The organism is Lactiplantibacillus sp. ME-2, from assembly GCF_022549155.1.
Taxonomy (GTDB): Bacteria; Bacillota; Bacilli; order Lactobacillales; family Lactobacillaceae; genus Lactiplantibacillus; species Lactiplantibacillus plantarum.
The window spans coordinates 1-20,230 of sequence record NZ_JAKZEQ010000013.1; the positions used below are offsets into that span (position 1 = coordinate 1).

Here is a 20,230-nt window from a genome sequence, read left to right on the forward strand (position 1 = left end):
CGATTCGTTTTTCCTCAGATTATACCTGAATTTTTAGTTTTCAGACAGTCCCTAATTAAAATAAAATATTTAATATTTGCGAACAAAGGACTAGTATTATAAATCTAAAGTTGATATACTAGCAAAGTTTGCTTGTCTGGCAAAGCACCAAGAAAACGATTACAAGTACGTCATCTTAATTAATGAAAGGAGTGCGAAAATGAACGATTTAACAAAGGGAAAACCGCTAAAATTAATTTTTTGGTTTACGATTCCGTTACTAATCGGTAACATTTTTCAGCAATTTTATAGTTTATCGGACACGTTGATCGTTGGTCAGACGTTAGGGGTTAAAGCCCTAGCGGCAGTTGGATCAACTGGGAGTGTTCAGTTTTTGATCATTGGCTTTGCGCAGGGGTTAACCGCTGGCTTATCCATATTAACAGCCCAACATTTTGGGGCACGTGATTTTAAAGCAGTGCGGCGCAGTTTTGCGATTAGTATCGTAGTTAGTCTAATTGTTGGGATCATTTTGACGATTCTGTCGTTGATCTTCGTTGACCATATCTTGTTGTTAATGCAAACGCCAACGGATATCATTGCGGATGCGCGGACATTCTTACAAATTATGCTTGGCGGGATGCTGGCACCAATTGCGTTCAACCTGTTGTCAAACATCATTCGCGCACTCGGTGATAGTCGCACGCCTTTATGGTTTTTGATTATCAGCGCGTTAATTAATATTGGCTTGGAATTGTTATTCATTTTGGTTTTCAAATGGGGCATTGCCGGGGCGAGCTGGGCAACCATTTTAGCACAAACCATTGCAACGCTCATGTGTGTGGTTTACATCATCGTCAAAGTACCCATCTTGCACATTGGACGGCGCCACTTCAAGTTAGTTTGGTCGGAAGTGAAGGCTCACCTGAATGTTGGGTTACCCATGGCTTTTCAGATGTCGATCATCGCGATTGGAACGATTGTGTTACAAGCGGCACTGAATAGTCTTGGTACTAATTCAGTGGCGGCGACGACTGCCGCTCAGAAAATCGACCAAGTCGCGACTCAGCCATTAATGTCTTTTGGGGTCACCATGGCGACTTTCGCGGCTCAGAATTATGGTGCTCATCAGTATGAACGGATTATCACGGGAGTCAAACAGACCATGTGGCTGTCGGGGAGCTTTAGTGTGGCTGCCGGTTTGATTGAAATTATTTGGGGTAAACAGCTTGTGGGGTTCTTCGTCGGTCATCAGGACATGGCGGTATTGAACTTATCCCAGACGTATTTTAACGTCATCGGGAGCACGTATATCCTATTATCAATGTTATTTATTATGCGTAATACCTTGCAAGGGCTTGGACGCAGCGCAATTCCAACTTTGGCAGGCGCGGCGGAACTCTTTATGCGGGTGTTTGCAGCACTGATCTTAGTTCAGATCTTCGATTACGCCGGTGCTTGTAGTTCGGAACCGTTAGCTTGGTTAGGGTCGTGTGCCGTGCTTTTGCCTGCTTATATTAAATCAGTCCACGATTTACGACAACAGGCCCGCATGACAAACACGGTCGCAGAAGGGGCCGAACCAATATTAAACGATTCGGAAAAATTGTAATTAAGGCTTGCAACCAAGTGGATTATTTGATAGTATTTGTTATCAATTTTATTTTAAAGTCACTCATATAATCTCCCGGACACCTGTGGACGGGGCATGAATTGAAAAACGTTAAGGAGTTTACAAATGGCCGTAGAATTAAAAATTGGCGATTACGTCGCTGGTAAGAAGTTTGCTTCATTGGAACATGATTTCAAGGGTGAAATTGAAAAAGTGTATGAAAATTCAGTCTTGATCTTAATTAAGGAATTTCAAAAAGCTGACGAACCAATTGTTAACGAGTATAACCACCGCGCAGTTGTTCGTAAGGATGATGCTAAGCTCATTAAAGCGGCTCCAAAGCCGAAAGTCGTCCCAGAAAAAGAAGACTAAAAATTTATAAATAACCATGACAACAGAAAAAATGTATGCTATACTAATTTCTGTTGTCAAATGCGGGTGTAGTTTAGTGGTAAAATTCAAGCTTCCCAAGCTTGCGTCGCGGGTCCGATTCCCGTCACCCGCTTTGCTATTAATCATTTCGGTTAGTAGTCATTGTATTCTCAAGCTCCTTGAGCGCATGGTCCGTTGGTCTAGTTGGTTTAGGACGCCTGCCTGTCACGCAGGAGATCACGAGTTCGAGTCTCGTACGGACCGTCAATAGATGATGATAATCAAGAACGTTAGTCAGCAATGACCCGTTCTTTTTTATTGAGTAAAAATCAAGATGACTAAATAGTTGACCGGATGGGTGATCAACAGTAATCGTTAAGGAGCGCAAATGCAATTTATAACAACATCTTTCGATGAGTTAACTGTTCGGCAGTTACAACAGATTTACAAGTTACGAGTGGCGGTTTTTGTCGTCGAACAGGCCTGTCCGTATCAAGAAGTCGACGATACGGACTTGATGGCTTGGCATTTACGAGGGCTGGATTCAACGGGACAGCTGCTAGTATATGCGCGATTAATGCGTGAAGCCAACCAGCAGGCCCGTATCGGCCGGGTGATCACCAATCCGGCGGTGCGGGGGCACGGCTACGGTCAGCAGTTGCTCCAACAGGCGATTGTGCAGATTCAAGCGTTGTGGCCTTCCACGACGCAAATCAATATTCAGGCCCAGCATTACTTAGATCGCTTCTACCGTGGATTTGGTTTTCAACCAGTCTCTGGCGTTTATTTAGAAGATGGGATTCCACATCAGAATATGATTTTAACGTTGAACTAGTCAAAACGGCTGAATTCTGTTATACTAACGCATGGTAAAAATATATACGTCTAATGAGAAAGAATAGTACGATGAACGTTTAGACCAGCGAGTTCGGGATGATGGGAGCCGAATCTAAACATTATTGGAAGCGCGCTTTTGAAGACGACAATTCGATAATAAGTGGATGTCATATCAATTAGAGTGGTACCGCGGGCACGTCTCGTCTCTTACATGTTTTTAAATATGTGAGGGACTTTTTTTGTCCCGTAAGACAATCAAGGAGGACAATATGGATTATAAACAACTCGTCGCAGCGGCCTTAGCGCCAGCACTACCAGATTTAACGCAGGAAGCGATTCTAGACAAGATCGAACAACCAAAGACGTCTAAGCAGGGGGACTTGGCCTTTCCGACCTTCACCTTAGCCAAAACGTTACACAAGGCACCTCAAATGATTGCCAGCGACATCGTCGAAAAAGTCGATAGCAGTGACTTTGAAAAAGTTGTTGCAATGGGCCCGTACGTTAACTTCTTCTTCAAGAAGGATGCGTTTGCAGCCGATATTTTAAATCAAGTGTTGTCGAATGGTGGCCATTTTGGTGATGCTAAGCTCGGTGAAGCGGGTCAAGTTCCCATCGATATGTCATCGCCAAACATTGCCAAACCAATCTCAATGGGGCATTTGCGGTCAACAGTGATTGGGAATTCTTTGGCAAATATTTTAAGTAAGTTGGATTACCAACCCGTTAAGATCAACCACTTAGGTGACTGGGGCACGCAGTTCGGTAAGTTGATCACGGCCTACAAAATGTGGGGAAGCGAAGCTGAGGTCAAAGCTGATCCAATCAATAACTTATTAAAATACTATGTACGTTTCCATAAAGAAGACGTCGATCATCCTGAAATGGATGACGAGGCGCGTGAATGGTTCAAGAAATTGGAAAATGGTGATGAAGAAGCCACCCATCTGTGGTCATGGTTCCGCTCAGAATCATTGAAAGCGTTCAAGAAGATTTACCAACGATTGGATATCGACTTTGATTCCTTCAAGGGTGAGGCCTTCTACAATGATAAGATGCAAGAAGTTGTCGACATCTTGGAAGACAAGCACCTCTTGCAAGAAAGTCAAGGCGCCGAAGTGGTGGACTTAAGCAAATATGACTTGAATCCGGCATTGATTAAAAAATCAGATGGCGCGACCTTGTACATCACGCGGGACTTGGCCGCTGCGATCTACCGGAAACGGACTTATGATTTCGTGCAGTCCCTCTACGTCGTTGGGAATGAACAGACCAACCACTTTAAGCAATTAAAGGCTGTGTTGACCGAGATGGGCTTTGACTGGGCTGACCAGATCCACCACATTCCATTTGGTTTGATTACTTCTGGTGGTAAGAAGTTGTCAACTCGGAGTGGCCGGGTCATCCTGCTTGATAAGGTCTTGGACGATGCGGTTGCGTTAGCTCATGAACAAATCGAAGCCAAGAATCCGGACTTGCCTAACAAGGATGAAGTTGCGGATGCGGTTGGGATTGGCGCTGTGGTCTTCCATGATTTGAAGAACGAACGGATGAACAGTTTTGACTTTAACTTGGAAGAAGTTGTTCGTTTCGAGGGTGAGACTGGGCCATACGTGCAGTACGCCCATGCACGCGCTGAAAGTATCTTACGTAAAGCTGGTAGCCCAGAAATTGCGGCAACCGAGCAAACGTTAAGCGACCCAGCCGCTTGGGATACCTTGAAGTTATTGAGTGAATTCCCAGCGACTGTAGTACGTGCCAGCACGGAATACGAACCATCCGTTATTGCTAAGTATGCGATCCACTTAGCCAAGGCATACAACAAGTATTATGCTAACACCAAAATCTTAGTTGAAGATGATGAATTAAACGCTCGTCTGGCTTTGGTCAAGAGTGTCAGCATCGTCCTGAAGGAAGCCCTTCGCTTACTTGGCGTTAAGGCTCCCGATGAAATGTAATTAGAATTAATTAACAACTGTTCAAATTTGAACGCCACGCATACTAAACCGGCCGTTAAAGCCGGGCGAGAATGCGTGGCATTTTTTTGTTGCGGCCGTAGAGGCACGGAACTCGATATACATCCGATGGCGAACGCAAGTTGTGAACCAATCGCAGAAATCGCAAGTAGGTAGCGGAGGTCCACTATTGTAACTGGAACCAGACTTATCGTGTGAAGTGGATTATCAGTCGACGGATCAAGGCTTTACCGCCCCGGCCGAGTAAAATGATCCCGATCAACGGCCAAGATAGTAACAATAGGCAACCATGAATGACAAAGGAAACACTGATCGATATCATATCGTCACGATATTCATTTTGAGAGAGCAACATATCACGGCTACTGACGGGATTGACGGCGTTATGATAAATTTGAGTGATTGTTTGATGTTGACCGGTCGCATCATTCAAGGCACGTGAAGCGACTGAAATCATTTGAAAAGGGTTATGGGTAAGTCGTGGCAATAGGCACATTAGGAGTGGATGGCCGAAGAAGTATGCAGAAGTCAGATAGAGGTTGGTTAACGTCCAATGTAGGTGAAAACGGCCGCTGGGATCTGCGGTGACGGCATAAAAAGCAATCACGAAAAAAATCGCGCAACGAATATAGTCGGAACCGATTAAGCTGAAAGCCTTTTTCATGGTTATCCCTCCGTTTGAGGCTTGGCTGTGTTTTCTTCAGATAAATGCTCAAACTGGGTTGCGGGCGTCGTGATGCTTACAAATGACCGCCCATCCGAGTTAGTGAAACCAAGCATGATTTATGTCTGATTATAAGTCGGTGTGATGATCGAAACAAACATTAAAATCTTAATAAGGCAACTTCCAATACTAAAATTTTAATGACCTGTTTAGTCGTCCGGGGTGGTATTCTGAAAACTAATTCAAAATGCCATATTGGGGGCTTGGTGATGAGCTACTTAGAACTAACAAATATTTGTAAGAACTATCAGGTTGGCAAACAAACATTCAACGTCTTGAAGGACATTAACTTGCAGTTTGAACTCGGTGAGTTTGTGGCGATTGTCGGTGAATCAGGTGGTGGTAAGACAACCTTGATGAATATTATTGGAGGACTAGACCATGATTTCACGGGAACCGTCAGTATCGCTGGACAACCACTTGATTATCATCATGAGCGCCAGCTGGATCAGTACCGGCGCGAAGTCATTGGCTATATCTCACAGACCTACAATCTAATCGGTCATTTGACCGTGCTTGAGAATGTCATGCTAGCCTTAGATATGACTAAATTAAGCCATGGTGACCGATTGCGGCGGGCACACGAGCTCCTAGCAAACGTTGGCTTGACGGCACAAATAAAAAAATACCCGCAACAATTATCAGGTGGTCAAAAACAACGGGTGGCAATCGCTCGGGCATTAGCCGGTGATCCTAAAATTTTGATTGCGGATGAGCCGACTGGTGCGCTGGATGCAGACAATACCGCCGATGTCATGGCCATGCTTCAAAAAATCGCACGGGAAGGGAGCTTAGTGATTTGTGTGACCCATTCACAGCGCGTGGCGGGTGCGGCGCCCCGGATTGCCGAGTTGGTGAATGGACGAATTAAGTCACAACCAGTGACCACCCAAAATGTCGGCACCACGCAAACGGTTGCGTCACTACCTGCGCGGCCACTATCGTATTGGGTATCAGTCATGATGGCCTTCAAGCATATGCGGCATACGTGGATCTGGAATACGCTAATTGTCGTTGGCACAGCGATTGGATTATTCGCCGTCATGATTTTCAATGGTCTGGGGACCGGCATAAAAGGGTATATTAATCACGAAATGAATGCGTTGGTGGACCCACAATCAATTATGGTCATGCACCAAGCGGATAACGCGAAGGATCGTGATGAACAGGCTGCGGCCGTCTATGATCCAGCTGTAGCCGGTGGTATCGCAGCCCGGATGCCAGTGTTCACCGACTCACAACTCACAGCGTTGCGTGACCTTAAGCACGTGACCAACGTGGAACCCGGGATTTCAGCCACAAACGCAACGATTGCGATTGGACAACAAAAGTATGCCGCACCTGAACTGACGACCTGGACGAGTAGTGACCCGACCCGGCAGTTGAAAGCAGGCCACGTGGCGGGTGACAATCAAATCGTATTAGATAAGTCTTCAATCGCGCAGAAATGGTCGGCAACGCGTTGGCGTCAGTTAGTGGGTCGGGCTGTGACTGTGAGTTATCAAACCTTCAATCAAAAAGGGCAACCCGTGACCGTGGCGCGTGTGTTGACGGTTGCCGGAATAGTAGATAGTACCTCTGAGGTCGGTTTGAATGCAGTTAACTACACCACGATGCAGTCGATGCGTTCAGCAGCACGTGTCTCAACACAACCAACGTTTGTGAGCGTTAGAATTAAGAGTCGGGTGCAAAATCAGGTCGTGGTCAATGAAATTAACCACTTATCAATTAATGGCAAGCATCCATTTGCCGCGACTAGTATTGCGGCCACTTTGGATTCGTTCAATACTTACGTTAATATTGCCACTAAAGTGTTGGCGGCGATTGCGGGGATTTCATTAATCGTTTCCGCATTAATGATTATTGTAACGATGTTCATGTCGGTCAGTGCTCGGATGCGAGAAATTGGTATTCTGCGGTCGTTGGGAGAGCGCCGGCGTGATATTCGCCGGCTATTTACTAGTGAAGCGCTGATGTTAGGCATTATCAGTGCCACGTTAGCGACTGGGCTGTCCTATTTAGCTGAACGAGGGCTAAATCATGGTCTGGCTAAGCTAACTGGCGGGTATGCGCTAGTTCAGATTCAGCTCAGCAACGTAATTGCAATTTTTATAATCGCAATTATTATCGCCTGGCTTGCGGCTATTTTACCAGCAAGGCGGGCTGCGCGGGCTAATCCGATCAAAGCCTTGGCCGCTGAATAACAAGTGATTGGATAATTATCGTGATGGAAAAGTTATGCTAACCAGTCAACTTGTTTGAAGGAGTGGTTAAAAACTGTGCGGGATGTCGCAAAATAGTCGTTTTATTCAGGGGTGGGGGTCATTAATTCATTAGGGCTGGTATTAACGACAGCAGCCAGTTCTAATATTGGCTCGCCCAGGGTACGCAGAAACTTCTGATTGAGAAAAGTAAATTAGCTCGGCTAGGTTCTGCATTACTAGTCGAGCTAATTTTGATTAATATCTTCTGGTCGTAGGTAGCTGGGGATGGTTATTTGGCAGTTAGCGTGTACTTGAGACGTCGATGATGGTTCTTTACAAACCGGGTGCTAGTTAGTTAATTGACATAACTAAACATTATTAGTAAAAACTAATTTTTGAGAAGATAAGTAGCAATGGTGAAATTCAATTGTATCCGCTTAAATTGATTGCTATACATGTTGGCGCTTACTTTTTATGGCCAAAACCGTGTCTTGTCAACCCTATGCAGAATTAATCCATCGCCCACTTGACTTATTCAACGAGTGAATTAATTCGCCAACAAACTTATCAGTGACTTCTCATAAAAAGCCCAAAGTCCCCCCTGTTATACATGCAAAACACTAGTAATTCAGCGACTGTCCGGGTATGCTGTTGGTGTAAATTAAGCTAAGGAGGGTTTTGTTTTGAGGAAACAACCACAGACACTAGTCATTGGTGGAACGCAGGTTGCTAGTGGCAAGAGCTTGTTGACACTGGCGTTAGCGAACGTATTGACTAATTGGAAAATGACGGTCACCATCGTTAGTTGCAATTATCAAACCGTTACGTGGCGGACCATTCAAAAGCATCACTGCCATGAGTGGCAGTCAGATATTCGAACGGCTAACGAGCTCAACAACTTTTGGATAGCGTTGCAGGGTGTCCAGACGGATTATTTATTGATAGATCTTGATTCTACGGGTCCGAAACACGATAACTATACTTGGTTACTCAACGAGTGCTGGTTGCCATTAGCGCAACAAATTATTTTAACCTATTCGACTGAAACGGATGTCAACACGTTGTTGTATCAAGATTTAGGGGCCTTACAGTTCAGCATGGAATACACACTGACCAATCCTAAAATCTACACCGTGTTGAATCGTTATCCAGCACCAGTAGCTGTTAGGTCAGCGATGACGGCCAGTGACTTACTCCCATTCCATCGTCAATTTCAAACTCGGCACGCAGAATTTGCTGCAATGAATTTAGAGCCATTGGGTATGTTGACTGACGCCCGCCAGCACCCAGAAAAAGTTTTGGCGGATGCCACGCAAATTTTAACCAAACTTGTGGCTTAATTATGGCTAATTATTGATCAAAACGACACGCGCTGTGATGAGCAACGGGTGCTTTTTTTGCGGATGCCAATCACAGCGAAATATGTACAAATCTGGTATAAATGTAGTGATGCGAATTTTGTGGGGGAAATCTAATGGAAACGACACGAGAGCTTATTTATGATACGGTACGCAAATTGGTTTTAACGGATACGCGGTATCACGATGGTGTGACAGCAATGGTCATTGCTACACAATTGAAAATGCAACGCACAAATGTTAGCGCGGCTTTGAATGCCTTAGTGCGCAAACAAAAATTGGTCAAGACTAAGACGCGGCCAGTTCAATTTTTATTAGCTGCGTCCCACCTCCAAGAGCCATTTACGGGACTAATTGGTCGTTTAAATAGCTTGCAACATGCGATCAAACTAGCAAAAGCGGCTGTTTTGTATCCGAGTGGTCCTTTGAATATTCACATTGTGGCAAACGGTGGGGCGGGCAGTACCACGTTTGTACACGAAATTCAGAATTTTGTTGAGCAACGGGGTATATTAACGGCAGCTAGCAGCCCCATCATTGTTAAGTGTCGTGATTATGCAGACGATATTCACCAACTTGATAGTCAATTATTTGGTGAGCATGGCCAGCTAGCGCACAGTCTTTGGGCACACTCCGAGGGCGGTATTGTTGTGATCGACCATTACGACTATTTAGATGGCCCGCAACGCGCACAATTGACGAGTGTCATGGAAGCCGTGGCGTCCCATAAGCAACCACCGTTAATCATTTTAGTGAGCGGGATTGATCAGGAAATTCTTAGGACGCAGCAATTGATAATGAAAATTGAATTACCTGATTTTAAGCAACGACCGTGGTCAGAAAGATGGGCGTTGATTCGTCGTTTTTTGACGATTGAAGCTCAACAATCCAAGCGGACGATTCGATTGGAACTAGCCGTTGCCCAGGCGCTCATGCTGGCAAATTATGATCAGAATTTGAAAACGATGAAAGCGACCATCACGATGGCCTGTGCGCAGGCTTATGTCCGATTTATGGCTGATGCTGACCGTGAAGTTCGCGTGTACCTTGCGGATCTATCGCCCGCCGTTCAACAAGCGTTAGCGCACGAACGGGACTATCAACAAGAATTGGCGGCCGTGTTGGCAGCAGCTGATTTATCGTTTGCGGCCAAGTCGTCTTCGGGTTTGAGCTCAGATTCATTGCAAGCGAGTCGGCAACAAGTTGAGCCGGGAACAAATCCTTGCAGTGTCCAAGTGCCAAGGTCAGTTGAACAATCACCGTCAGTGATAAAACCGAGTATCGTCCAACAGCGTGCGTCCAATACGCAAAATTTAGCACAAATCGTTGCGCCACTAATTATTAAGATTGTCAAAGAGTGGCAACCAGATTGTGAACGGTTATTGGCACGGCCGTTGACCGAGAGTGTGTTTAATGGATTATGTTTACACATTAATGGGATGTATCGCCAAATGCCAACGACCAAACCTGCATCAGCGACAATGATCACGCAATTACAGTCACAACATGTGGCCGAATATGAGGCTGCTGTTAAATTAGCACAGGTCTTAGCGACAAAACTAGATTTGACCATTTCACCGGCTGAAGCTGCTTTATTAGCAACGTTTTTAGTTGCACAATCACCAGTGACGCGTCATCACCCGGTTGTGCTTTACGTCATGCAAGGAATGGGGACTGCCCAGGCCCTGATGCGAACAACGAACACGCTCAGCGCTGTCAGCAATACTTATGCTTATGATGTTGACTTATCATCCGATAGCACGATGGTGATGAAGGCACTGAAGCATAAAATCAGCGAGATTGATTGCGGTGCAGGTGTGCTAGTCATTTATGATATGGGGGCAATCAAATGGATGTTGACGACCATTCAAGGCGAACTCGCGATCAAAATTCGGATGATTCAAGTCCCAGTGACTTTAGTCGGAGTCGATGCTGCTCGAAAGAGTGCGCGCGTAATGGACGTGGACGATGTTTATCATCTAGTGCAAGTCGATCTAAACCAACTGAACGCCGAAAAGACAACAAAAGATGAATTGATTATTACGCTGTGTCATACGGGTGAGGGGGGTGCTGCGCAATTAAAAGATTATATTGACCAATATTCACGGTTACAGATGCGCGTCAAAGCGTTGGCAATTGGGCATCGTGATGAGTTGGTGGCAACCGTACTTAGACTACAACAGGTTTATCAGATTCATGCATTTGTCGGCACCTTTGATCCTCAATTATTCGGCATTCCGTTTATTTCGATGGCAGCAATTTTTGAACATTCACATCAGCAGTTAGATCAAGTGCTGATGTTTCGGCCGGAAGCTGGTCGCTGGGATACTTATAATCAGATCTATCAGTATTTTAAGACGCAGTTCGAATACGCAGAAGTTGCTAAGTTGCAGCGTGTGTTACCACCACTCATGGATGATTTGACAACCTTATACCAACTAACTGAGGATCAACAAATTGGCCTGTTTGTTCACTTGGGTAGCATGATTGACCGTATTTTGGCTGGCAAGATTGTGACGACAACGGCGCAAACGCGGAAATTAGTGACCCAGTATTCGCAAGATTATCAGCAATTACGACGGTGTCTACGGCCGGTCGAGCAGACATTTAAACTGATTGTGAATGATGAGATGATTGGGACGCTACTGGTCATCTTAAAGCAATTACACTAATCTTAAGTGCCACGGATAATCGTTTGAGATTGATATCAGGAAGGTGTCAGCTTTGATTTTGATGGGGAGATGATGGTTGGTTCTAGCATTGACGGAGCAGTTTTTAAATGAGACTTAAATAAGTCGCTTCAAGCAGTGGCGATTGCTTGAAGCGACTATTTAGATGGTCAGCGATTCGTATGAATTTAAAGGCCTAACCGTTGACAAAGTATCTATGGTTGGCTCGGTTTGCAAGTTGTTGTTCGGTGAGCAATGATTTGTTGTTCGAGTTGCAATAACTTGTCAGACATCCGTCCGAGTAGCAGTGCTTGACTAAAATTTCTGAGTAGCCAATGGTGTTGTTGTGGCCGATAACTGTCAACATCTTCTAGAAAGGTCACGGTTGTTTTGGTGCCTTCAGCAATGGTCGAATAGGTCACGGTTACGGTATCCAGTGGTGAAATAGCTGTCATTTGGTACTTAATCCCACGCTGATAATCGTCAATCGTAATTTTAATCTGAGCGGCCGTTTTGGCGGTCGTTTTTGTATATGTCAGTCCTTTCTTGATTGACGTTGCTGTGAGTATTTCACCAGTAGCGGCTTGAATCTCTATGAGTAGTTGTTTTTCTAACCAGTCATAAAATTCCGTGTTTGTGACGGCAAGTGTGCGAATGATTTTCATGATTCGATTATAGCGAGACATTTTCGACAGTTCAAGGCTGAAAAAAACGCGTTAAAATGAGTAAGCTATACAACCCGATGAATCAGCTATACACAATACATAAATTGGTCATTAAACCTATACACTAATAGTGATGAAGTTGGATATTTAGTCTAATTCAGCTATTATGACGCCACGTGTGTGTTGATACTGCTAATTCATGGACCTTAAATCTATACACAAGCATATGTAAGCGCTTTTGTGGTTAATGACAAAACTTGTTACGATATGTTTGTCGACAAATACAGAAAGTAGGTAACCGGATAATGACATTAGCCAATAATACTGAAACTCAAGACATTGCAATGACACTTATCGCGTATTCTGGTGAAGGTCGTACGCTGGCTTTTAATGCGTTAGATGCGATGCATCGCGATGCTTTCTCCGAATCTAAGATGTTATTGAAGCAATCTAGTGAAGCACTGGGGAAAGCACATGATGTTCAAACCCAACTACTGGTGGCTGAGGCGAATGGTCAACAGGTTTCCATTGATATTTTACTAATTCATGCTCAAGATCATTTTATGACGAGTCTGTTAGCTAACGAGTTAATCGCTGAGATGTTAAAGATGTCTCAAAAATTTGAAAGGATGGTCGATTTATGAAGGCAATCAACGTGTTATTAGTTTGTGCGGGCGGTATGTCAACCAGCATTTTAATGAAAAAGTTACAGCAATATCGTGACGAACAAGGTGTTGCAGGGCAAATCCAGGCAGTAGGCTTGTCCGCGTATGAAGATGTCTATCAGGACTATGACGTTATTTTAATGGGGCCGCAAGTGGCTTATCGGCAGGGTGAAGTTGAGGCGGCAACTGGGTTGCCCGTCGCTGCTATTCCACCATTGGACTATGCGGTGGGTGACAGTGCCCATATTTTCAAACTGGCCGAGAACTTGGTGTGATGACGAGGGATTAGTATTCGGGGGTGAAGGACGATGGAACGCTTTTTTAATAGTAAACTGATGGTCGGCTTACAACGCGCCGGCCAGGGACTTGGCAATAATAAGTTTATTACCGCATTACAGGCAGCTATGATGTCTTTGATGGGTATTCTAATGGTTGGCGCGATCTTTCAAATCACGATGTCAGTACTTGGACCGACGATGTTTGGCGTGTTATCAGCAAAGAGTATTCTGTTAGCCTACTTGAAGATTCCATTCCAATTCTCAATGAATTCTTTATCAATTTGGGTTGTTTTATTCTTGGGATTCCATTACGCCAAGAATTTAAAAATGACGGCCCCAATCATGAATGCGATTGACGCATTATTTGGTTTTTGGATTGTGGCCGGTGGGTTGATTGTCAGTAAGACTGGAACAGTTAGCATTGATACAACCTATTTAGGTGCTCAGGGAATGTTTATTGGCTTCGTCGTAGTTTGGATTTCCGTCCGCGTTGAGAAATTATGTACAGACAAGAATATTCGAATCAACATGCCAGATGCAGTCCCCCAATTTCTCCAAGACGGTTTTGCATCCATTGTGCCATTATTGTTTAACGCCGTGATTTTCTTGGGCGCATCGTTATTAGTCACGGTTGGAACAGCCGGTAAGTATAATATTTGTTCGGGTTTTATGGAATTACTGGCAATTCCACTGAGTGCACTGACTGCAACCATAGGTATTTTTGTCCTGTGTATCTTGGGTGCTTTATTATGGACCTTTGGCATTCATGGTACGATGATTTTAGTCCCAATTGTGATGCCGTTAGTGATTCAAGCGGTTTCTGAAAATGCCGCATTGCAGGCAGCTGGGAAGCCGGTGGTGTTTGCACCTGTGATGTTGTTCTCATTTATGACCGTAGCAGGTGGAACTGGGAATACCCTGCCGTTAGCGCTAATGGCGATGCGTTCTAAATCTAAACAGCTGAGTGCCGTTGGTAAGCTGTCAATTATCCCCGGCTGGTTCAAAATTAATGAACCCATGACTTTTGGTATTCCAATTATGTATAATCCGATTATGAGTATCCCGTTTGTCCTGAATATTCCGGTAGTTATGTTGTGTGCACTCGTACTATACAAGATTGGATTTTTAACACCGGGGTGGATTGTAATTACCGCGATTTTACCCATGGGTTTTGGAAGTTATCTCAGTACGCTCAGTTGGCGCAACGCATTGACTGACTATTTGATGCTGATTCCGTCAGCGCTTATCTGGTATCCCTTCTTTAAAGTTTATGAAAAGCAACTGATTGCCAAAGAGGCGGCAGTTGAAGCTGAAGAAAAGCGGGCGGCAGTTTCGAATCAAGGTAATGCGCCCATGCAACCTGTGAAGCCTGAGAAAGAGGTGTGAATATGCAATTTCCGGCTGATTTTTACTGGGGTGGGGCTACTGCCGCTAATCAATGCGAAGGTGCTTATGATGTTGATGGTCGGGGCCTGACTATGAAGGATATTACGACAATGGGAGGCCTTAATCAGCGACGGCAAGTCACTTATTTGCAAGCGGATGGTACTCCTGGAAAAGGGGATTCAATTCCTGCTGGAGCACACGGAGCGGTACTGCCAGATGACTATTATCCTAATCAGACTAGTATTGACTTCTATCATCGATATCAAGAAGATATTGCGCTGTTTGCAGAGATGGGTTTCAAAATGTATCGAATGTCGATTTCCTGGTCACGGATTTTCCCACGCGGCGATGAAAATGAACCTAATCAAGCAGGGTTGGATTTTTATCGCCAGGTGTTCGAAACTTTGAAAAAATATGAAATTGAACCATTGGTGACGATTTCACACTTCGATATGCCACAGTATCTGGAGGAAACGTATGGTGGCTGGAATGACCGTCGGATGATTGGTTTTTACCAGCATTATGCGGAAACGCTATTTACGGCGTATCGTGGGCTGGTAAAGCACTGGATTACCTTCAATGAAATTAATAATACGATCATGTTTCTGGCATTGCGTGCCAAAGCCGGTGATGCAGATTACCAACGCGCTTATCAACAATTACATTATCAATTTGTCGCTAGTGCTTTAGCCGTACAGCAAGCACATGCGATTGATGGCGAAAATAAAGTTGGTTGCATGATTTGCGGTATCACGTCTTATCCGTTAACCTGTGATCCGGCGGATGTCTTGCAGAATCGGTACGTCTGGGAACAAAACATCTATTACTGTGGTGATGTGCAGTGCCAGGGACAGTATCCAACCTATGCACGACGTTTATGGAATGAGCATCAAGTTGATTTAGACATTACGGACAGTGATTTAGAAGCCTTGAAAGCCGGTACGGTTGACTGGTATACCTTCTCGTATTACATGTCAACGGCAGTTACAACACATGAGGTCAGTGCAACTGTTGGCGGTAATTTTTCGATGGGCGCGCGTAACCCATATCTACAATACTCTGAATGGGAGTGGGCGGATGACCCGGCTGGTCTACAATATTATTTGGAGCTGATGAATGATCGATATCATTTACCACTAATGGTTGTTGAAAATGGATTGGGTGCCAAGGATTATTTGACAGTAGATGGTCAAATCCATGATGTATACCGGATTAGCTATCTACGTAAACATATTCAAGCAATGGCAACGGCAATTCACCATGGCGTCAAACTGATTGGTTATACCAGTTGGGGCTGTATTGATTTAGTTTCTGCAGGTACAGGGCAAATGTCTAAACGATACGGATTGATTTATGTGGATCGTCAAGACGATGGTAGTGGAACTCTGGCCCGAATCCCGAAGGACTCTTTCTACTGGTATCAGCGAGTGATTGCATCCAATGGTCAAGATCTAGGTCCCTCGGCCTCAAATTAAATGACTGTTGCTCAGCAGTTTTCGTCGATATCGGATGAAGACTGCTTTTGGTTGTTCAATAAGATAATTAGCCGCGTCAAACAAAACAAGAGGATACCACCACCAAGCAAGGGGAGGGTCCAAGAACCGAGCATTAAGATCAAACGGGGTGCTAGCAAACTACCAATAACGGTAGTGGTGTCGATGACGGTTAAGACCCCCGTCATTAGAGTATTACGATTGTTTGTGGGGATTTGTTGGATAGTGGTGAAAAAACTAATGTTGGTCTGTCCGCGTAATGCACCAATTAAGAACATGGTAATCATAAGACTGGCAAAGGTCGGCCACATAAGTAGTAAGCACCCACCGGTGAAGGCCGTCAAAGTTAGCAGGGATTGCTTTGACCATCGTTTTAGCAATAGTGGTGCCAATAAGATACCTGTGGCGTTAGCTGTTAAGAACCAGCTAAGTGGCCAGTGACTATGCAACTTGCTGACGACGAGCCAAGGAACGGCTACTGCAATCGTCGCGTCGACCAGATAACCGAGAACGGCGTACAGTAACGACCATGTCGGCCATGATCGATGGCGGTCTAGCTTGACGGTGACAACCGAATCCGAGGAGAGATTGGAACGTGTTCGGAATTGCCAATCGAAGCCGGCTGAAACCAAGAACGCTATCCCCATTGTTAAGATTAGGGTAGCCGGTGTTACCCATAGTAATGCCATCGTGACGAGCATTGTCGCGCTAACGATGGCCAACTGGCGAATCTGAGTTTGATAGCCGTTGACGATTTGAATATTTACGGGCGCAAGAAGATCTGGCAAAATCGTTTTGTTACTGAGCTTATAAAAGACCCCAATTGATTTATTAAGAACGGCGACGATGACTAAGCAAGTGATTTGCCAACTAACCGTATTTAGTGCGTAATAGGCACCAATGAAGAGTATTCCCGTCAAAATATCCGTAATGAACATCATTTGTTTGGCTGAGTAGTATTTAAGTACCCGACCAGCTACTAGGTTCAGACCGATTGCCGGCAGCATTGTCATCGCCATGACGTTGCCGAGTAACTGGGGATCACCGGTCTTTTCAATCGTTAACCAGGTGACTAGGTAAGTAAAGCCATAGAAGCCAAAAAAGGTAATTAACATGCTGCTGAGATAGCAGAGTAGATTATGGCGGTCGTTAGGATGTGGCCTAAATTCTTTTTTCATTAACTGACAACCACCGGTGTATGGGTTGAAATGTTTTCATAGAGCCATTTGGCATCAGCAATCGTCAGACGAATACAACCATGTGAATTGGCGACTTTTACCAAGTTGCTGGGCTTCTTTAACGATGTATTGATCGTTAGCATCGACTGGGACTGAGTGAAATAGGTAAATCCCATGATCCTTGAATGAGACCCAGTAATTGGCGCCTTCACCCGATTGCGTGTTAAAAAAGTGTTGTCCTCGTTCGGCTTGGATTTCAAAGTGTCCTTTGGGGGTATCAGAGCCATGTTTGCCCGTAGAAGCAAGCATGGTATAAAGGGTCTGATCGTGGTTTTTTAAGTAGACTCGCTGTTTTTTGATTGAAACCTGAATGTTGATGTCATCGTATTTAGCCAGTTTGGGATACGGCCGTGACAGGGAGGGCTTGTGCCAGTCAACGGTCTCCGGGACTGGCGTGGTTACCTTAGTTGCTGAATGACTAACTTTAGTGATTGGCCGATTACTGGCAATAGCCTGGTGGTGCCGGGCAAATAGGTGTCCGAATCCGGTAAAAATAGTTAAGCTAATTGCGCCAATCGTGACCCAGATGAGCTGATGAACACTGATTTTCAAAATACCATCCCTTACAAAAATGATTTTAGTGATTTTAGTTTACTCAGTTAGCGAACGTTTGTTTATCAAAATTGTGTAAACTTTGCATATCATTTTCGTAAAATTTTCCAAAATGAGTTGTGATAGCCATTATTGCTGGTGCCACGGGTAATGTCGGAAATCGGCAAATTAAAGTTATTTGCAGTAAATCAGCTGTTAATTAGACAATTTTTCCAGCTAATTAAAAAATCGCCATTAAGCAGCGTGCTTAACGGCGATTTGAATTTTTATTTATTGTAAACTAGCGACCTTAGCTACGATTTTAGCAGGCGTTTCCCATTCAGAACGTTCAAATTCGGAAACGGGCACTTCAATACCAAGCTGATTTTGAAGTTCTAGTAACAGTTGTACGGAACCCATGGAATCTAAGATACCTTCATCAAATAAATTGGCATCCATATTGTTTGAAACATCTTCCCCAGTTAAATCTTGCAAGATCGATAGTACCGTTGCTTTAACATCATCCATGATCAAAATACGCCCCTTATCATTATTGTGAATTATTCAGTCTTCATTCTAGCATAGTTTTATCATCGATGATGGTTAATCAGGTGTATTAACGAAATCTTTACTTGATTAAACGTTAAAATTGGCGTGAATTAAATCAGTTAAAATTTTAATCCCCTGTTCAAAGCGATCGCTGGATTCATAAGAAAAGCTCAGACGAATGTACTGATTCGGCTGGAAATCGTAGATACTACCAGGGTTGAAGAGAACGTTGTGCGCAGTGGCAAGGTCGAATAATTTGGGAATATTAATGTTGTCGGCTAAGCGGACCCACAGATAAAAGCCACCCGTGGGCGTCTGCCAAGTCGCAAAATCGTCCCAGTAATGATGCAGAATTTGTTCTGCCGCCGCGGCCTTCTTGACAAGTACGGACCGGAAATCAGCTTGATACGTTTCATATTCAGGATCAGCTAAGATTTCTGCCAGTACAAGTTGTGACAGTGAGCTAGCGCCGTAATCGGTTTGCATGCGCACGTCAGTCAAGCGATCGATGACCGGTTTGGCGGCCACCGTCCAGCCGATGCGTAATCCCGGTGCAAGGGACTTTGAGATGCTACCAAAATAAATAACGTTGCCAGTCTTATCGAGTGCCTTCAGTGGCTGTGGCGGCTGCTGATCGAACCAGACATCTTGATAAGCGGCGTCTTCTAAGATTGGTAAGCGGTGTTCTTGTGCGGTTTGTAAGACCTGTTGACGTCGCTCGGCACTCATGACGATTCCAGTCGGGTTATTGAATGTCGGAATCGTGTAAAGAATGGCATGGTGTCCCTGAATGGGGGCGTTCATCTGCCAGTACGCCAAGCCCTGACTGTCCATCGGGATGCCAGCGAGATGGGTGTGGGCCGATTGAAAGACGTGTAAAGATTTGACATAAGTAGGTGCTTCCGTGTAGATGGTGGCATCTTTGGGAAATAGTGACATTGAGACCAGTTGGAGCGCTTGTAATGATCCGGAAGTAATCAGAATGTTTTCCGGATGGGTATGAATCCCAACTTTTTCCAAGTGACGTGCAATTTGTTGTCGCAAAGCCAAAATGCCCGCAGGCTCGGTATAGTTCAAACTCGTTAACTGTTCGCCTAGATGTGCAAAGGCCCGTTGAAAAAGTGGACGGGGAAATTGTTCTGGTGCGGGTTCACCCGTACTTAAACGAATAACCGCATCGGTTTCAAATTGGTTGATTTTTTGGAGCGCGTGGGAATTGGGCTTGAATTGGCCTGCTTTAACATATTGCGACCAGTTGACGTGTTCCGCCAATAAGCTGGACCAATGGTTACCTGAAATAACCATCCCAGAGCCTGGATTGCTCGTAATTAAGCCGACTGCCATTAGTTCATCAAGTGCCGTAATTAGGGTGCTACGATTCACGCCGAATTGTTCGGCCAGTTTACGCTGCGCAGGAAGCTTAGCCCCAACGGCCCAATTGCCTTTCGCGATTTGTTCTTGAAAATAGTTAGTAATTTGTTGGTAAATTGGTGTGCTGACCTGTTTATTTGGTTGCCAGTTGATCGTTAAAATTGCCATGGCAAACGCCTCCTGAGTGCCCATGCGGGCGAATTAAGCTGTCATTCTACTAGCCAGAAATTTGATGATTGATTCAGGTGGTTGGGTGAAAATTGTTAAATTGGTTGGCTACAAATGAAATTATCTCTATTATAATCATCTCTGAATTAAAAGCT

16 protein-coding genes, 2 tRNA genes and 1 pseudogene are annotated in these 20,230 nt (G+C 44.6%); 13 read left to right on the forward strand and 6 right to left on the reverse strand.

Annotated features, from left to right (window positions below; all coding sequences use genetic code 11):
- Positions 1-199: 199 nt before the first annotated feature.
- From MMY95_RS06495 to argS, 6 genes are all read left to right on the forward strand, one after another.
- Complete coding sequence (locus MMY95_RS06495) at positions 200-1,591, forward strand: MATE family efflux transporter (RefSeq protein ID WP_241277554.1); 1,392 nt, start codon at positions 200-202, stop codon at positions 1,589-1,591.
- Positions 1,592-1,717: 126 nt separating this feature from the next.
- Positions 1,718-1,963 carry a hypothetical protein gene (locus MMY95_RS06500; RefSeq protein WP_003643130.1) on the forward strand — a complete coding sequence of 82 codons (246 nt, stop codon included), beginning with the start codon at positions 1,718-1,720 and terminating at the stop codon, positions 1,961-1,963.
- A gap of 62 nt (positions 1,964-2,025) precedes the next feature.
- A tRNA-Gly gene (locus MMY95_RS06505) sits at positions 2,026-2,096 on the forward strand.
- 56 nt (positions 2,097-2,152) lie between these two features.
- Positions 2,153-2,227, forward strand: a tRNA-Asp gene (locus MMY95_RS06510).
- Positions 2,228-2,351: 124 nt separating this feature from the next.
- Complete coding sequence (locus MMY95_RS06515) at positions 2,352-2,798, forward strand: GNAT family N-acetyltransferase (RefSeq protein ID WP_011101382.1); 447 nt, start codon at positions 2,352-2,354, stop codon at positions 2,796-2,798.
- A 271-nt stretch (positions 2,799-3,069) separates the two neighbouring features.
- Positions 3,070-4,758 (forward strand): arginine--tRNA ligase, encoded by a 1,689-nt coding sequence (argS, locus tag MMY95_RS06520; protein WP_011101383.1) that lies wholly within the window; start codon positions 3,070-3,072, stop codon positions 4,756-4,758.
- Between the two features lie 205 nt (positions 4,759-4,963).
- Here the strand turns inward: argS and MMY95_RS06525 are convergent, their stop codons facing one another.
- A complete protein-coding gene (locus tag MMY95_RS06525; RefSeq protein ID WP_053267611.1) occupies positions 4,964-5,440 on the reverse strand; it encodes a hypothetical protein in 477 nt (158 codons plus the stop codon).
- Between the two features lie 269 nt (positions 5,441-5,709).
- Between MMY95_RS06525 and MMY95_RS06530 the strand changes: the two genes are divergently transcribed.
- From MMY95_RS06530 to MMY95_RS06540, 3 genes are all read left to right on the forward strand, one after another.
- The gene (locus MMY95_RS06530; protein ID WP_087509101.1) at positions 5,710-7,704 is read left to right on the forward strand and encodes an ABC transporter ATP-binding protein/permease; all 1,995 of its coding nucleotides are present in this window, start codon (positions 5,710-5,712) and stop codon (positions 7,702-7,704) included.
- A gap of 683 nt (positions 7,705-8,387) precedes the next feature.
- A complete protein-coding gene (locus MMY95_RS06535) occupies positions 8,388-9,044 on the forward strand; it encodes a hypothetical protein (protein ID WP_003643125.1) in 657 nt (218 codons plus the stop codon).
- Between the two features lie 134 nt (positions 9,045-9,178).
- Positions 9,179-11,734, forward strand: a complete 2,556-nt coding sequence (locus MMY95_RS06540; RefSeq protein ID WP_053267613.1) for a PRD domain-containing protein — start codon at positions 9,179-9,181, stop codon at positions 11,732-11,734.
- 212 nt (positions 11,735-11,946) lie between these two features.
- Here MMY95_RS06540 and MMY95_RS06545 read toward each other — a convergent pair whose 3' ends face one another.
- Positions 11,947-12,396, reverse strand: a complete 450-nt coding sequence (locus MMY95_RS06545; RefSeq protein WP_015380211.1) for a DUF3284 domain-containing protein — start codon at positions 12,394-12,396, stop codon at positions 11,947-11,949.
- Between the two features lie 305 nt (positions 12,397-12,701).
- On the opposite strand from MMY95_RS06545, the gene MMY95_RS06550 reads away from it, so the two are divergent.
- From MMY95_RS06550 to MMY95_RS06565, 4 genes are read left to right on the forward strand one after another with little or no spacing between them, the layout of a single operon-like run.
- Entirely contained in the window at positions 12,702-13,040 is a 339-nt protein-coding gene (locus MMY95_RS06550) for a PTS lactose/cellobiose transporter subunit IIA (RefSeq protein ID WP_003643122.1), read from the forward strand.
- On the forward strand, positions 13,037-13,336 hold the full coding sequence (locus MMY95_RS06555) for a PTS sugar transporter subunit IIB (RefSeq protein ID WP_003643121.1): 300 nt from the start codon (positions 13,037-13,039) through the stop codon (positions 13,334-13,336). The genes MMY95_RS06550 and MMY95_RS06555 overlap by 4 nt, the downstream gene beginning before the upstream one ends.
- A gap of 33 nt (positions 13,337-13,369) precedes the next feature.
- Positions 13,370-14,725 (forward strand): PTS transporter subunit EIIC, encoded by a 1,356-nt coding sequence (locus tag MMY95_RS06560; protein WP_241277555.1) that lies wholly within the window; start codon positions 13,370-13,372, stop codon positions 14,723-14,725.
- A 2-nt stretch (positions 14,726-14,727) separates the two neighbouring features.
- Positions 14,728-16,200 carry a family 1 glycosylhydrolase gene (locus MMY95_RS06565; protein WP_104795653.1) on the forward strand — a complete coding sequence of 491 codons (1,473 nt, stop codon included), beginning with the start codon at positions 14,728-14,730 and terminating at the stop codon, positions 16,198-16,200.
- An 11-nt stretch (positions 16,201-16,211) separates the two neighbouring features.
- Here the strand turns inward: MMY95_RS06565 and MMY95_RS06570 are convergent, their stop codons facing one another.
- From MMY95_RS06570 to MMY95_RS06585, 4 genes and pseudogenes are all read right to left on the reverse strand, one after another.
- A complete protein-coding gene (locus tag MMY95_RS06570; RefSeq protein ID WP_015380214.1) occupies positions 16,212-17,396 on the reverse strand; it encodes an MFS transporter in 1,185 nt (394 codons plus the stop codon).
- Positions 17,396-18,008, reverse strand: a pseudogene (locus tag MMY95_RS06575) (L,D-transpeptidase). Before MMY95_RS06575 ends, MMY95_RS06570 begins: the two are co-directional and overlap by 1 nt.
- A gap of 270 nt (positions 18,009-18,278) precedes the next feature.
- Positions 18,279-18,521 (reverse strand): D-alanine--poly(phosphoribitol) ligase subunit DltC, encoded by a 243-nt coding sequence (dltC, locus tag MMY95_RS06580; protein WP_003644263.1) that lies wholly within the window; start codon positions 18,519-18,521, stop codon positions 18,279-18,281.
- A 102-nt stretch (positions 18,522-18,623) separates the two neighbouring features.
- Positions 18,624-20,075 (reverse strand): PLP-dependent aminotransferase family protein, encoded by a 1,452-nt coding sequence (locus tag MMY95_RS06585; RefSeq protein WP_003644264.1) that lies wholly within the window; start codon positions 20,073-20,075, stop codon positions 18,624-18,626.
- Positions 20,076-20,230: the final 155 nt, after the last annotated feature.

Coding starts and splice junctions, on each gene's coding strand:
- MMY95_RS06540 (WP_053267613.1), top strand. CDS start 9,179: ATGGAAACGACACGAGAGCTTATTTATGATACGGTACGCAAATTGGTT.
- MMY95_RS06545 (WP_015380211.1), bottom strand. CDS start 12,396: ATGAAAATCATTCGCACACTTGCCGTCACAAACACGGAATTTTATGAC.
- MMY95_RS06585 (WP_003644264.1), bottom strand. CDS start 20,075: ATGGCAATTTTAACGATCAACTGGCAACCAAATAAACAGGTCAGCACA.
- argS (WP_011101383.1), top strand. CDS start 3,070: ATGGATTATAAACAACTCGTCGCAGCGGCCTTAGCGCCAGCACTACCA.
- MMY95_RS06495 (WP_241277554.1), top strand. CDS start 200: ATGAACGATTTAACAAAGGGAAAACCGCTAAAATTAATTTTTTGGTTT.
- MMY95_RS06530 (WP_087509101.1), top strand. CDS start 5,710: ATGAGCTACTTAGAACTAACAAATATTTGTAAGAACTATCAGGTTGGC.
- MMY95_RS06555 (WP_003643121.1), top strand. CDS start 13,037: ATGAAGGCAATCAACGTGTTATTAGTTTGTGCGGGCGGTATGTCAACC.
- MMY95_RS06515 (WP_011101382.1), top strand. CDS start 2,352: ATGCAATTTATAACAACATCTTTCGATGAGTTAACTGTTCGGCAGTTA.
- MMY95_RS06570 (WP_015380214.1), bottom strand. CDS start 17,396: ATGAAAAAAGAATTTAGGCCACATCCTAACGACCGCCATAATCTACTC.
- MMY95_RS06500 (WP_003643130.1), top strand. CDS start 1,718: ATGGCCGTAGAATTAAAAATTGGCGATTACGTCGCTGGTAAGAAGTTT.
- MMY95_RS06565 (WP_104795653.1), top strand. CDS start 14,728: ATGCAATTTCCGGCTGATTTTTACTGGGGTGGGGCTACTGCCGCTAAT.
- MMY95_RS06525 (WP_053267611.1), bottom strand. CDS start 5,440: ATGAAAAAGGCTTTCAGCTTAATCGGTTCCGACTATATTCGTTGCGCG.
- MMY95_RS06550 (WP_003643122.1), top strand. CDS start 12,702: ATGACATTAGCCAATAATACTGAAACTCAAGACATTGCAATGACACTT.
- MMY95_RS06560 (WP_241277555.1), top strand. CDS start 13,370: ATGGAACGCTTTTTTAATAGTAAACTGATGGTCGGCTTACAACGCGCC.